Here is a 12626-nt window from a genome sequence, read left to right as displayed (position 1 = left end):
CAGGTTGATGCAAGCTGAGCAGATTGGCGCGGCGCGCACGCCGAGGCGATGCGCCTACCAGATGAACGGCACGAAGCGATAACGCACGCGCGCCATGTAGTCCGCGTAGCCGTCGAGTTGCGCGGCCAATACACGCTCTTCGCGCACCGCGCGCCAGCCGATACCGATCGCCATGACCGGCACGAAGGCGAGTCCCCACCACGATCCGAGCAGCAAGGGCGTGCCGACGAACAGCAGCAGCGCCGCGGCATACATGGGATGACGGACATGCGCGTAAAGGCCGGTATCGATCACCTTATGCCCGCGGCTCGTCTGGATCTTCACGACCGGCGCGGCATAGCTATTGGCCTGGAACACGAAGCGGCACATCAAGAGGGAGAGGAACACGCAGAGCGAGCCGAGGCTGACCAATGCCACCGGCAATGGCGCGCTCCAGTGAAAGCGCATCGCGTCGAACGCCATCAGGACCAGCCAGCCGCACCACGCAACTGACACGCTCACCATGAAAATGCGGTCCCAGCGGTTTTGCTGCGCCTGCAACAACGGCGACAGCCGCTCGGCGAGCAGGCCGGGATCGTGACGCGCCAGCCACAAACCGATCCACAGGCTCAGCACGCCCAGCCCGATCACATACCACCACGCGGCCGGCCATGCGAAGGTGCCCGCCGCGCCGAACAGCAGCGCGCCCATCCCCGCCAGCCAGACCACCGTTTGGAAGATGAGGCGCGCGACCATGGCCTTTGCTTGCTACGCGGTTTGAGCCGGCGTGCGCACGCGGTCGAATATCTCCGCGATGTCGAGGTCGCCGGTGTCGATGCCGAACTGATCGCGCAGACACGCCGCGAGTTCGCCGGCGCTTTTGATTTGCCGCTCGCTGATGAGCCGGCCGTCGGCCGCGCGCTCGCTCAGCTGATCGTTGAACAGCGCAAGCCGCGCCTCGGGCAGCACGCGGCACACGATCAACGTGCTCGCAAAAATCGCTTCCGGCGAGGTCGCCGTGTACCAGTTCGAGGTTTCGTAATCGATCCACTCGACCGGCTGCAGATCGAAGCGGTAGACCCGCGCCCAGCTTTCGTCGCGAGCCTGCACTTCGAGGTTGAGCGCCTCGCGCGAGGCGTCGGCGAGACGGAACGTGCCGAGTTCCGTGCGTTGCGCGAGACCCGCGGTCAGGCGCAGCGGCGCGGTCAGCGTCACGCTGCCGAAACCGACGTCCGCGATCCAGGCTTCGTTGTCGATGTCGAGGCGCAACACCATATGCGTACGCGGCGGCGGCGGCGCGTCCGGTCCCCGGCCCCACAGCACGCGTCCGAGCAACGGCGTGACCGTGAAGCCCAACTGCGTCAGCACGTCGGCGAACAGCGCGTTCTGTTCGAAACAGTAGCCGCCGCGGTGTTCGGTGACGAGTTTGCGTTCGACCGATTCTAGGTCCAGTTTCACCGGACGCCGCGTGAGCGGGCTCAGGTTCTCGAACGGAATCGCGCGCGGGTGCAACCGATGAAGCGCCTGAAGCACTTCCAGCGTCGCCGCGCGCGGCCCTTGGTAGCCAATGCGGGCGAAGTAGTTATCCAGATTCACTGTGTGAGACATCGGCAGGGTTCCAGTATGGGTTTGGGCGCTTGTCGCGTGTCGGATGCGCGCGACCGTGCGGTTCTGGAAATCGATCATAGCCGCTTTTTGCGGTCGACTCGCAGCGGCGGCCTTGACCGGATTTCGTAGGTTCCGGCCGACGCCGCCAGCCCACCGCGATCCCCTCCTTTGAATTCGCGTTTCGGGCTAACTCCTCTGCGTCGATATGACCACCAGCATTCGTTTTCATTACATTCACATTCGCCGCAAATTACGTGCAAATGCCGTTTGGTAGCAGTCCGTAAAGCGCAAGGTTATATGTCAGTAATATTGATGCGAATCGTTCTCATTTGTGTTGACTCACCAAATTCGCATGCGTACGATCTCGCCATCTGCCGTGTCGGCGTCGCGAACCGATATGGCAAATCGCGGGCAGGCGGCGACGCGCCGCGATGGTTTCAATCAGTCGATACAACACCAACAAGGATTTCGATGAAGTTCGCCCATTTCAACGGACCTGGCGCACAAGCGCGTCCGTTTCGCGATTCCGCGCCGCGCGCCGCTCTCACACGCCGTTCGCGTTTGCCCTCGGTGCGGCGTGCCGCGCTCTGCACGGCGTTCGCCTGGGCGTCGCTGACAGCCGGCGTCGCCATGGCCGAAGCCAATCCCGACGCCGCGCCCGAAGCGCCCGAGGCCGACCTGAAGATTCAGGCGACCCAGACGAATCAGTGGACCGGTTTCTGGAATCGCGAGCAGATGCTCGGCGACATCGGCGGCCTGCGCCCCTGGCTCGGCAAATACGGCGTGACCTTTACGCTCACCGAGACCAGCGAAGTGCTCGCCAACCTGCGCGGCGGTCTCGCGAAAGGCGCCGACTACGACGGCCTGACGACCGCCACCGTGCAACTGGACACGCAAAAAGCGTTTGGCCTGCCAGGCGGCCTGTTCAACGTCAGCGCGTTGCAGATCCATGGCGCGAATCTCAGCGCCAACAAGCTCGGCACGCTGAATACGGCGAGCGGCATCGAAGCGGACGACACGACCCGTCTGTGGGAACTGTGGTACCAGCAGTCGTTCCTGAACAAACGCATCGACGTGAAGATCGGTCAGCAAAGTATCGACCAGGAATTCATCACGAGCCAATACTCGGCGCTGTTCGTCAACACGATGTTCGGCTGGCCCGCGCTGCCCTCGTACGACATGCCGTCAGGCGGTCCGGCGTATCCGCTGTCCGACCTCGGCGTGCGCGTGCGCGGCCAGATCACGCCTTCGTTGACGGCTCTCGCCGGCGTGTACGACGGCGACCCGCTCGGCAACAACCCGGACAACAAGAGCGGCACCAACTTCAATCTGCACAACGGCACGCTGTTCATCGGCGAGTTGCAGTACGCGATCAACCAGCCGGCCGACGGCGAGATGGTCGGCGCGGGCGGCGGCGGTTTGCCCGGCACCTACAAGCTTGGCGTCTGGTACAACAACGGCAGCTTCACGGATCAGCGCTACGACAACACCGGCCTGTCGCTCGCGAATCCGGCCACGAGCGGCGTGGCCCAGAATCATCGCGGCGACTACAGCATTTACGCGGTGGCCGACCAGATGATCTGGCGTCCGGACCCGGACGAGCCGCGCAGCATCGGCGTGTTCGCGCGCGTGATGGGCGCGCCCGGCGACCGCAACCTGGTGAGCCTCGCGGCGAACGTCGGCGTCGTGATGAAAGCGCCGTTCAAAGGCCGCGACGACGACAGCGTCGGCCTCGCGCTCACCTACATCAAGGTCGGCAACCACGTGAACGGCCTCGACGCCGACACCCGAGCCTTCAGCAACGGCCCGTACGGCGTGCGCACCAGCGAAACCGCGCTCGAGGCGACCTACCAGTATCAGGTCAACGGCTGGTGGCAAGTGCAAGCCGACGCGCAATACACGTTCAACGCCGGCGCCGGCCAGAACCCGAACGATCCGACGCAGCCGCTGCGCAACACGTTCGTCATCGGCGTGCGGACCAACATCAACTTCTGATGACCGCGCCCAATTCACACGCTACCGACAATATCGAATCCCATGCTTTCGATCATGACCGCAATCACCGTTTTGTGCGCAGGCACGGAGGCTCAATCGTGAACAATCCCTCGCGCAAGTTTTCGCCGCGCGCCGCGCGGGCCCTCGCGTGGCCTCTGTTTGCCGCCGCTCTCGGCGCCGCTGCATTGGTGAGCGCCGGCAGCGCACACGCCGAGCCGCAAGGTTTCCTCGAAACCGTCAAGCACCACACCACGCTGATCAACACCGTGCCGGGCAACGGCGACCAGAATCCGTACGCAGTCGTGGTCGCGCCGGTCACGGCGGGCACCGTCAAGCAAGGCGACGTGCTGGTCGGCAACTTCAATAACTCGACCAATCTGCAGGGCACCGGCAGCACGATCATCAACTATCACCCGGACACCAAAGAGATGACGGTGTTCGCGACGGTGCCGCGCGATCTGAAGGAATGCCCGGGCGGCATCGGCCTGTCGACCGCGATGACCATGCTCAAGTCCGGTTATGTGATCGTCGGCAGCACGCCGAGCAATGACGGCACCACCGGCACCAAGGGCGCCGGCTGCCTGATCGTGATTAATCCGCAAGGCAAGGTCGCCTCGACCATCAGTAGCCCGAACATCAACGATCCGTGGGGCAACATGGCGGTCGTCGACAACGGCAGCAGCGCGACGCTGTTCGTCAGCATGGCCGGCTTCGGCGTGGGCGGCGCGGACGGCAATCCACCGGTGTTCAAGCAGGCCACCGTGCTGCGTCTGGACCTCGACGTGCCGCCCGGCAAGCCGCCGGTCGTGAAGAAGGAAACCGTGGTGGGCAGCGGCTTCGGCGCGCAGGCCGACAAGGGCGTGTTCCTCGTCGGCCCGACCGGCCTCGCGCTCTCGGCCGATCAGAAACTGCTGTACGTGTCCGACGCGATCGGCAACCGCATCACCGAAATCGACGAACCGATGACGCGCGACACGAGCGCGGGCGTCGGCCGTCAGCTGACCGCCGACGGCCTGCTGCACCGGCCGCTCGCGATGGTGACCGCCCCCAACGGCCACCTGCTCGTCACCAACGCGCTGAACGGCCAGATCGTCGAAATCGATCCGGCCAGCGGCAAGCAGATCTACGCCCGCTGGATCGACACCGACAAGGCGCAATCGCCGCCGGGCAACGGCGATCTGTTCGGCCTCGCGATGACGCCTGAAGGCGACGGTTTCTACTACGTGCAGGACGACGTGAACACGCTGGTGCTCGCGAAATAAATTGAATGTTTCCAAGCCGAATGAAGGTGAAGTAACCATGGCAAACGATCGACCCCCGCGGCCTTCACGGCGCGGGTTTCTCAAGGCGGGCGGCGCCGCGGTCGCCGCCGGCGCGAGCCTCGGCGCGGGTCTGGCGACGTCGCAGAACGCGCTCGGCAAGACGCAGCTGCACGCCGCCGCCGATCCGCAACTGGCTGCCGAGCCGTTCTACGGCGTGCATCAGGGCGGTATCGTCACGCCGCAGCAAAGTCACACCTACGTCGCCGCGCTCGATCTCACCACCGAGAAGCGCGACGACGTGATCGCCCTGCTGCGCGCCTGGACCGAGGCGGCCGCGCGTCTCACGCAAGGCGGCACGGCCGCGCCGCTGCCCGCCGGCGACGCGGACCAGAATAAAGCCGCGCCCGATTCCGGCGACGTACTCGGTCTCGGCCCCAACGGGCTGACGATCACGTTCGGCTTCGGCCCCGGTCTCTTTATGCACGAAGGCAAGGATCGCTACGGCCTTGCCGCGCGCCGCCCCGCTGCGCTCGTCGATCTGCCGCGCTTTAACGGCGACCAGTTGATCAAGGAAAAGACCGGCGGCGACCTGTACATCCAGGCCTGCGCGAACGACGCGCAAGTAGCGTTTCACGCCGTGCGCCAGTTGTCGCGCATGTCGTACGGCACGGCGGCGATGCGCTGGGGCCAGGCCGGTTTCCTGTCGGGTCCGCGCGGTCAGACGCCGCGCAATCTGATGGGTTTCAAGGACGGCACCAACAATCCGTCCACCGCCAAAGCGCCGTTGATGAACCAGTTCGTGTGGGCCGGCGCCAGCGCCGACGCGCCGTGGATGGAAGGCGGCACCTACACCGTCGTGCGGCGCATCCGCATCACGCTGGAGCACTGGGACAACACCGAACTGGACTTCCAGGAACAGGTGTTCGGGCGCCACAAATACAGCGGCGCGCCGATCGGCAAGAAGAACGAATTCGACGCCGTCGACCTGAAGGAAGAGGACAAGGACGGCAATCCGGTGATTCCGGAGAACTCGCACGTGCGTTTGTCGAATCAGGCGAGCAATAACGGTGCGCAGATTCTGCGGCGTTCGTACTCATATAACGACGGCACGAACTTCTACATCGAGCGCTGGCCGCCTTGGCGCCAGGAAACCGAGTACGACGCGGGGCTCATCTTCATCGCGCATCAGAGCGACCCGCGTACCGGCTTCATTCCGATCAACGACAGGCTCGCGAAGTTCGACATGATGAACCAGTTCACGACGCACGTCGGCAGCGCGATTTTCGCCGTGCCGCCGGGCGCGAAGCCGGGTTCGTATATCGGCGCGGGATTGTTCGAGACGTAAAGCAAGCGCGGTCGACAACAACACAGATCAACTACAACATCACAACGGACTTCTGGATCATGGCTTACAACTCGTTTGGCACGCGTCTACGGATTCTTGGCAGCGCGGTCGCCCTCACGCTGGCTGCTTTCGCGACGGTGCCGTCAGCGGCCGAGGCCGCGTCGATCACGCTGTATAACGCGCAGCACGAACAGGTGGTCAATCTCCTCGCCAAGGACTTCGAAAAGCAATCGGGCATCTCGGTGAAGATCCGCAACGGCGAAGGCCCGGCGATGGCCGCGCAGATCGTCGCCGAAGGCGCCGCCACGCCCGCCGACGTCTACTTCACGGAAAACTCGCCGGAGTTGATGCTGCTCGAAGAGAAAGGCCTGCTGAACAAGGTGGATCCCTCGACGCTCGCCACCGTGCCGACGCGCTTTAACTCGCCGACCGGCGCATGGGTCGCGGTGACCGCGCGTGAAAACGTGCTCGCCTACAACACCACCAAGGTCCAGGCATCGCAACTGCCGCAATCGCTGTTCGATCTTGCCAAGCCGGAATGGAAAGGCAAGATCGGCATCGCCCCGAGCGACGGCGACTTTCTGCCGCTCGTCTCCGCCGTGCTCGCGCTGAAGGGCGAAGCGCAAACGGTGCAATGGCTCAAGGGCCTGAAAGCCAACGCGCAGATTTTCGACGACGACGAAGGCGTGGTCGCCGCCGTGAACCGCGGCGGTGTCGCGACCGGTCTGATCAACAACTACTACTGGGCGCGTCTGCATGCCGAACTCGGCGACGGCAAGACCCGCAGCGCGATCTATCACTTCGGTAACGGCGACGCCGGCGCGGCCGTGAACGTGTCGGGCGCGGCGGTGTTGAAGTCCGCGCACAACACGGACGGCGCGCAAAAGTTTCTCGCGTATCTGGTGAGCGAGCGCGCGCAGGAATTGATGGCGAAGAGCCACGTGATGTTCGAGTATCCGCTGCACGCCGGCGTCGCACCGGATCCGATCCTCAAGCCGTTCGCCGAACTGAGCCCGCCGCCGCTGACGATCCAGCAACTCGGCGACGATAGCCAGGCCGGCAAGCTGCTGCGCCAGGCAGGCCTGCTGTAATGAGCGAAGCATTGTCAGCCGGGCCACCGGCTGTCTCCACGGTCCCGGCGCGCGCCCGTTCGCGTGCGCCTCGCGGGCTGTTCGCGGCAGCAGCACTCAGCGCTTTGCTGGTGTTGCTGCCGATTGCGTTTACGTTCTGGCGCGCCGCAAGCTTCGGCGCGGCTGAGGCGGCCGATCTGATCTTCCGGCCGCTGGTCGGCGAACTGTTGATCAACACGCTGATGATTACCGTCTCGACCACGCTGGTGTCCGCCGTGATCGGCACGGCTGCCGCGTGGTTCGTCGAACGCACGCATTTGCCGGGGCGCCGCGCATGGGCCGTGTTGAGCGCCGCGCCGCTCGCCATGCCGGCGTTTATCTCGAGCTATGCGTGGGTCTCGCTAAGCCAGGACTTGCAGGACTTCAACGGCGCATTGCTGGTGCTGACCTGCGCGTATTTTCCGCTCGTCTATCTGCCGGTCGCCGCCGCGTTGCGCGGCATGGATCCGGCGCTCGAAGAAAGCGCGCGCGCACTGGGTTGCAACCGTTGGACCACGTTCATACGCGTGGTGCTGCCGCAACTGCGCCCCGCGTTGCTCGGCGGTATGCTGCTGGTCGCGCTCGGTGTGCTGTCCGAGTTTGGCGCATTTACGCTGCTGCGTTTTCGTACCTTCACCACGCAGATCTACGCGGAGTTCCGCACGAGTTTCGATGGCGGCGGCGCTTCGCTGCTCGCGTGCCTGCTGATCGTGATCTGCCTGATCGTGCTGGCATTCGAATTTCGCGTGCGCGGCGCGTCGCGTTATGAACGCGTCGATCGCGGCACACGTCGCGCGGTCTTGCGCTACGAGCTCGGCGTATGGCGCTGGATCGTCGTCGGCGGCTTTGCGTTGCTGTCAGTCACCACGCTCGGCGTGCCGCTCGGCATGATCGGCTACTGGCTCACGCAGCCGGGCGCGGCAGCCGTCACACCGGCTGATGTGTCGCCCGAACTGCTGTTCAATGCAACGATTTCGTCGCTCGGTTTCGGGCTTGCCGCGGCGTTGCTCACCACCTTGCTCGTGGTGCCGCTCGCATTCCTGCTGGTGCGCTATCCGACCCGTTTCGCGACCTTGTTCGAACGCACGGTGTTTCTCGCGCAGGGCGTGCCGGGTCTGGTGATCGCGCTGGCGATCGTGTCGCTCGCGGTGCACGCGCTGCAACCGCTCTATCAGAGCGCGACGCTGCTGGTGATCGCCTACTCCATGCTGTTCATGCCGCTGGCGCTGGTCAGTGTGCGCGCCGCCTTCATGCAGGCGCAGCCGCGCCTCGAAGAGACCGCGCGCGCACTCGGCCTGAACTGGTCGCAGACGCTGTTCCGCGTCGTGTTGCCGCTCGCCGGACCTGGGCTCGGCGCGGCCGCGGCGATGGTGTTCATCTCGGTCGTCACCGAACTGAACGCGACGCTGCTGCTGTCCCCGCTCGACACGCAAACGCTCGCCACCCAGGTCTGGGCCGACACGTCGACAATGGCGTTCGCCGCGGCGGCGCCCTACGCGGCGTTGCTCACCGGCATCTCGCTGTTCGCCTCCGGCCTCCTGTTCGCATTGCTCGGCAAATCGGCGCTGCTCGGCGAACGCAGCTGACGCGCCGCGCTTTTATCATCGGATTTTCATGAGCGAACTTCGTATCCGCGGGCTGCAAAAATCATTCGACGGCACGCCTGTGCTGCACGGCATCGATCTCTCCGTCGAGCGCGGCACACTGCTGGCGCTGCTCGGTCCGTCAGGCAGCGGCAAGACCACCTTGCTGCGCTTGCTATGCGGTTTCGAACGCGCCGACGGCGGCAGTGTGGAAATCGACGGTCGCCGCGTAGCCGGCGACGATCTGCATGTGCCCTCCGAACAGCGCCGCATCGGCTATGTGCCGCAGGAAGGCGCGCTGTTTCCGCATCTGTCGGTGGCGGACAACATCGTGTTCGGCTTGCCGCGCGCGCAGCGACGCGCGCGGCATCGCGTGGCCGAATTGCTGGAGCTGGTCGGCTTGCCGGCGAACTTCGGCGAACGCGCGCCGCAGCAGTTGTCGGGCGGTCAGCAGCAGCGCGTCGCGCTGGCGCGCGCGCTCGCGCCGTCGCCGACGCTGGTGATGCTCGACGAACCCTTCTCGTCGCTCGACGCCGCCTTGCGGCTCGAAACCCGGCAAGCCGTGGCCAGCGCGTTGGCCGCGACCGGCGCGACGGCCGTGCTGGTCACGCACGATCAATCCGAGGCGTTGTCGCTCGGACATGAAGTGGCGGTGTTGTGGAACGGCCGGCTGATCCAGACGGCGACGCCGGAGACGCTCTATCGCCGGCCGGTGACGCGCGAGCTGGCATCGTTCGTCGGCGAGGCGGTGTTGTTGCCGGGCATGGCCACGCGGGACCGCGTGAGCTGTGAACTCGGCGAGTTGTCGTTGTCCGGGCCGGTCGGCCAGGGCGCTGTGGACGTGATGGTGCGGCCCGAGCAGATCCGTCTGTTGCGTGCCGACGAAACGATGCCTGACGGCGCGGCAGCGTACGACGCTGTCGTCACGGAAGTGATCTTTCAGGGGCAGGACGCGGGCGTCGCGCTGCAATTGCGTTCCGACGCGCGGACGATGGTGCGCGCGCGCGTGCCGGGCTATCTTTGCCCGCGGCCGGGCGAGCAGGTGCGGCTCGCGGTGGATGGCGAAGTGACGGCATATGCGCGTGCTTGAACGAAGCGTTTGAACATTAAAGCTGCGAAGGCGAACTTGAACGCCGCCTTCCGCAACTCGACGCGCACCAGTCGCTCTGCCCACCGCTAAGCCGAAGCCCCACGCGCCTGAGGCCGCTGCGACAGATCCTGCATCATCTGCGCGGCCAGATAATCGCAGGTCGGACGATCCGATTTGGCGCTGCGCGCCACTACGATTTCGAGCGGCGCGATTTTCGGCAAACCCTGTGCTTCACCGAGAATCGCGAGCCGCGGCGGCACGCTGCAACGCGTGAGCGCAATCACCGACAACCCCGCATCCACGGTCGCCACCAGTCCCATCAGGCTCGCGCTGCTGAATGCGGCGCGATAGCGAATCCGCGCGCCGTCGAGCGCGGCCAGCGTATGCTGGCGCGCCACGCAGCCCGGCTCATAGAGCCCCACCGGCAGCGGCGACGCCGCCAGCACCGGCGTATCCACCGACGCCCCCACCCACACCATCGGCTCACTGCGCACGAATTCGCCGCGCAGCTTGCGGTCGCGCGTGACGAAGGCGAGATCGATCTTGTTGTCGGCGAGCATGGGCGCGAGCGACGTGCTCTGCGCGCAGACGATTTCGATTTCCACATGTGGATACAGATTCGAAAAGCGCCGCAAAACGGGCGACAGCAGCGACGACACGTAGTCGTCCGGCGCGCCGAGCACCACTCTTCCCGTCACCTCCGGCCGAACGATCGCCGACCACGCCTCCTCGTGCAACGCCAGCACACGCCGCGCGTATTCGAGCAGCGTATTGCCCGGCCGTGTGAGCGACAGATTGCGTGTATTGCGGGCGAACAGCGTCGTGCCGAGCATGGTTTCGAGCCGCTTGATCTGCATGCTGACCGCCGCCTGCGAGCGATGGACGGTCGTCGACGCCTTCGTGAAGCTGCCCGTTTCCACTACCGCGATGAAAGTGCGCAGCAGATCGACATCGAATTCGGGGTGCATGATTTATCAACCAAGCTTATGGAATTGCTCAATTTAATTCGTTTGTCGGTGCCGCGCAAGCCGCGCAATACTCTGGTCATCACCTCATCACATCGATTTGAAAAATATTTCAAAAAATGGCACAAATGCCAACTTTTCGTTGACTAAAAGTATTGCCAATTTTTGCTTTTATTCCGACACAAGGGTCGGCCTATGAAGGCGGCCACGTCTCGAAGAAAGAAAAATGTAATTTCACGCGGGCGCGTACTGGGGAGATTGGTTGCAGGTGCGGGCCGCGCGGCGACGATGGATGTGGAGGCATACCAGCCCAAAAAACCCGTCGTGAACGGGCTTGGCTCGCAGGCGAAATGCGTAGCGCGCGAACCTCACCGCGCAAGCTAAAAACCGTTGCTTACCAATCCATATGCCTAGTGTGCTTGACGCATACACCGGTGACAGCAAGCGCCGGTCACTGGCAGCCACGGGGTCACTTCGGGTACATCGAAAGAAATTTTCCGGATCGAACGCCGACGTGCCGGAACGCGTCGCGGATGCTTCTTCTCTTGCTATCAGGCAGCTTGCTGCAAGACGCTGCCCCTTTACTGTGGGGCACACTAACCGCGCCGCGTTAAACCTGTCAGATCTGGTTCTCGATGCAAACCGATAGCACACTCACTCCGCGTCAAGCGCGACCATTTTTTGATGCTTGCGTCGAAATGTTGAGGGAAGCGCTATTTGTACCCAACCCGATCGGGTCAACCGGTCGTCAGGCAACATTATGGGCGCCGGCTCAAACACAAGTTTGCCGAGGAGCAAGTTCCGCAGGCTCAGGCGAAGGACCATACAGGCGTACAGAACGTCGTGCAAAGTTGCATGTCCCTCCCTCCCGACACGTCGAACACGCCTCTTGACCACGCCCGTATACCAATTTCGAAAATCTGGAGATGCATCGATTTCTGCACGTTGCCAAAGCAGACTCAAGCCTTTCTCTATACATTTGGGCTTCGGCGCGTCACCCCCTGTAACTAGAGCGACTGCCTCCGCCACCTGCTTTGCAGTCCAGTCTTCGGAAAGCCAACTAGGCTCAACTGGCGCGTTCACACAGCGAAAGTTCAAGCTTCCACAGGTCCAGCAGACGCCTGGCATGCGACTCCGTTGTCTCTCGGGAAGCGAGAAACCATTTTCGGCACCGCACTTGGACGCGACCAGCCTTACCCTATGCACCGGACAGCTCGTTACGCACCCGACTTCAAAGAGAAAAGGAATCCAGCTTTCACCGAATGCTCTGTCCCGCTCGCACAACGGACAATGTCGCCGGCCCCGCCTAGAGGAGAACTGGACAACACGTGTGAGCGATTGAACCGTGCACGCCATGACATCCTCCCGTTTTGTGCACACGCGTAATCGTTCAGCGAGCATAAAAAAATACCATGACTTTTGCGCCCCCGAAAGCGACGCCAGTAAGCCTTCTCGAGGGGAAGCCTGATGCATCGGCGAGCCAGGAGGAATCAGAAGTTTGTGCAACGTACGAGGACTAACGCAGTGTTCGCGGGCCAGTCGAAGAAAGTAACTTTCGATTGTTTCACACAAAGCCCCGCCTACGTCCCTTGGCTGCAGCGAATACAGATCCGGTTCCGACAGAGAACCTGCAACTAGTTCCTCATATACAGGCGTGTGGAGGAACTCACGATCCCTCTTGCGTGCCATC

General features: G+C 63.7%; 10 protein-coding genes. 6 read left to right on the top strand and 4 right to left on the bottom strand.

The features are described 5' to 3' along the window. Nucleotides 1-54: 54 nt before the first annotated feature. Nucleotides 55-735, bottom strand: a complete 681-nt coding sequence (locus ACFSNN_RS27485) for a methyltransferase family protein (protein WP_134465134.1) — start codon at nucleotides 733-735, stop codon at nucleotides 55-57. Between the two features lie 12 nt (nucleotides 736-747). Next, on the bottom strand, nucleotides 748-1587 hold the full coding sequence (locus ACFSNN_RS27480; RefSeq protein ID WP_134465135.1) for an arylamine N-acetyltransferase family protein: 840 nt from the start codon (nucleotides 1585-1587) through the stop codon (nucleotides 748-750). A 471-nt stretch (nucleotides 1588-2058) separates the two neighbouring features. On the opposite strand from ACFSNN_RS27480, the gene ACFSNN_RS27475 reads away from it, so the two are divergent. The 6 genes from ACFSNN_RS27475 to ACFSNN_RS27450 all read left to right on the top strand — a co-directional run bounded on the left by ACFSNN_RS27475 (nucleotide 2059) and on the right by ACFSNN_RS27450 (nucleotide 9971). Beyond that, on the top strand, nucleotides 2059-3582 hold the full coding sequence (locus ACFSNN_RS27475) for a carbohydrate porin (RefSeq protein ID WP_134465136.1): 1524 nt from the start codon (nucleotides 2059-2061) through the stop codon (nucleotides 3580-3582). 98 nt (nucleotides 3583-3680) lie between these two features. Then, on the top strand, nucleotides 3681-4844 hold the full coding sequence (locus ACFSNN_RS27470) for an NHL repeat-containing protein (RefSeq protein ID WP_134465137.1): 1164 nt from the start codon (nucleotides 3681-3683) through the stop codon (nucleotides 4842-4844). A 37-nt stretch (nucleotides 4845-4881) separates the two neighbouring features. Beyond that, the gene (gene efeB, locus ACFSNN_RS27465) at nucleotides 4882-6189 is read left to right on the top strand and encodes an iron uptake transporter deferrochelatase/peroxidase subunit (RefSeq protein ID WP_134465138.1); all 1308 of its coding nucleotides are present in this window, start codon (nucleotides 4882-4884) and stop codon (nucleotides 6187-6189) included. 59 nt (nucleotides 6190-6248) lie between these two features. Continuing rightward, nucleotides 6249-7280 (top strand): iron ABC transporter substrate-binding protein, encoded by a 1032-nt coding sequence (locus ACFSNN_RS27460; protein ID WP_134465139.1) that lies wholly within the window; start codon nucleotides 6249-6251, stop codon nucleotides 7278-7280. Then, nucleotides 7280-8884: an ABC transporter permease gene (locus ACFSNN_RS27455; RefSeq protein WP_377688991.1), complete on the top strand. Its 1605-nt coding sequence runs from the start codon at nucleotides 7280-7282 to the stop codon at nucleotides 8882-8884. The genes ACFSNN_RS27460 and ACFSNN_RS27455 overlap by 1 nt, the downstream gene beginning before the upstream one ends. Before the next feature lie 28 nt (nucleotides 8885-8912). Beyond that, nucleotides 8913-9971, top strand: a complete 1059-nt coding sequence (locus tag ACFSNN_RS27450; protein ID WP_377688992.1) for an ABC transporter ATP-binding protein — start codon at nucleotides 8913-8915, stop codon at nucleotides 9969-9971. A gap of 86 nt (nucleotides 9972-10057) precedes the next feature. Here ACFSNN_RS27450 and ACFSNN_RS27445 read toward each other — a convergent pair whose 3' ends face one another. After that, nucleotides 10058-10939, bottom strand: a complete 882-nt coding sequence (locus ACFSNN_RS27445; RefSeq protein WP_134465140.1) for a LysR substrate-binding domain-containing protein — start codon at nucleotides 10937-10939, stop codon at nucleotides 10058-10060. Nucleotides 10940-11590: 651 nt separating this feature from the next. Then, nucleotides 11591-12625: a TniQ family protein gene (locus ACFSNN_RS27440; RefSeq protein ID WP_134465141.1), complete on the bottom strand. Its 1035-nt coding sequence runs from the start codon at nucleotides 12623-12625 to the stop codon at nucleotides 11591-11593. Between the last annotated feature and the right edge of the window lies 1 nt (nucleotide 12626).

Source organism: Paraburkholderia dipogonis (genome assembly GCF_042680985.1).
Classification (GTDB): Bacteria; Pseudomonadota; Gammaproteobacteria; order Burkholderiales; family Burkholderiaceae; genus Paraburkholderia; species Paraburkholderia phytofirmans.
Note: the sequence above shows the minus strand (reverse complement) of the source record. Positions and strands in the feature narration are given on the sequence as shown.

Bases quoted from the DNA above. Each gene is read 5' to 3' on its own strand.
- ACFSNN_RS27485 (WP_134465134.1), bottom strand. From the start codon at position 735: ATGGTCGCGCGCCTCATCTTCCAAACGGTGGTCTGGCTGGCGGGGATG.
- ACFSNN_RS27480 (WP_134465135.1), bottom strand. From the start codon at position 1,587: ATGTCTCACACAGTGAATCTGGATAACTACTTCGCCCGCATTGGCTAC.
- ACFSNN_RS27475 (WP_134465136.1), top strand. From the start codon at position 2,059: ATGAAGTTCGCCCATTTCAACGGACCTGGCGCACAAGCGCGTCCGTTT.
- efeB (WP_134465138.1), top strand. From the start codon at position 4,882: ATGGCAAACGATCGACCCCCGCGGCCTTCACGGCGCGGGTTTCTCAAG.
- ACFSNN_RS27460 (WP_134465139.1), top strand. From the start codon at position 6,249: ATGGCTTACAACTCGTTTGGCACGCGTCTACGGATTCTTGGCAGCGCG.
- ACFSNN_RS27455 (WP_377688991.1), top strand. From the start codon at position 7,280: ATGAGCGAAGCATTGTCAGCCGGGCCACCGGCTGTCTCCACGGTCCCG.
- ACFSNN_RS27450 (WP_377688992.1), top strand. From the start codon at position 8,913: ATGAGCGAACTTCGTATCCGCGGGCTGCAAAAATCATTCGACGGCACG.
- ACFSNN_RS27445 (WP_134465140.1), bottom strand. From the start codon at position 10,939: ATGCACCCCGAATTCGATGTCGATCTGCTGCGCACTTTCATCGCGGTA.
- ACFSNN_RS27440 (WP_134465141.1), bottom strand. From the start codon at position 12,625: ATGGCACGCAAGAGGGATCGTGAGTTCCTCCACACGCCTGTATATGAG.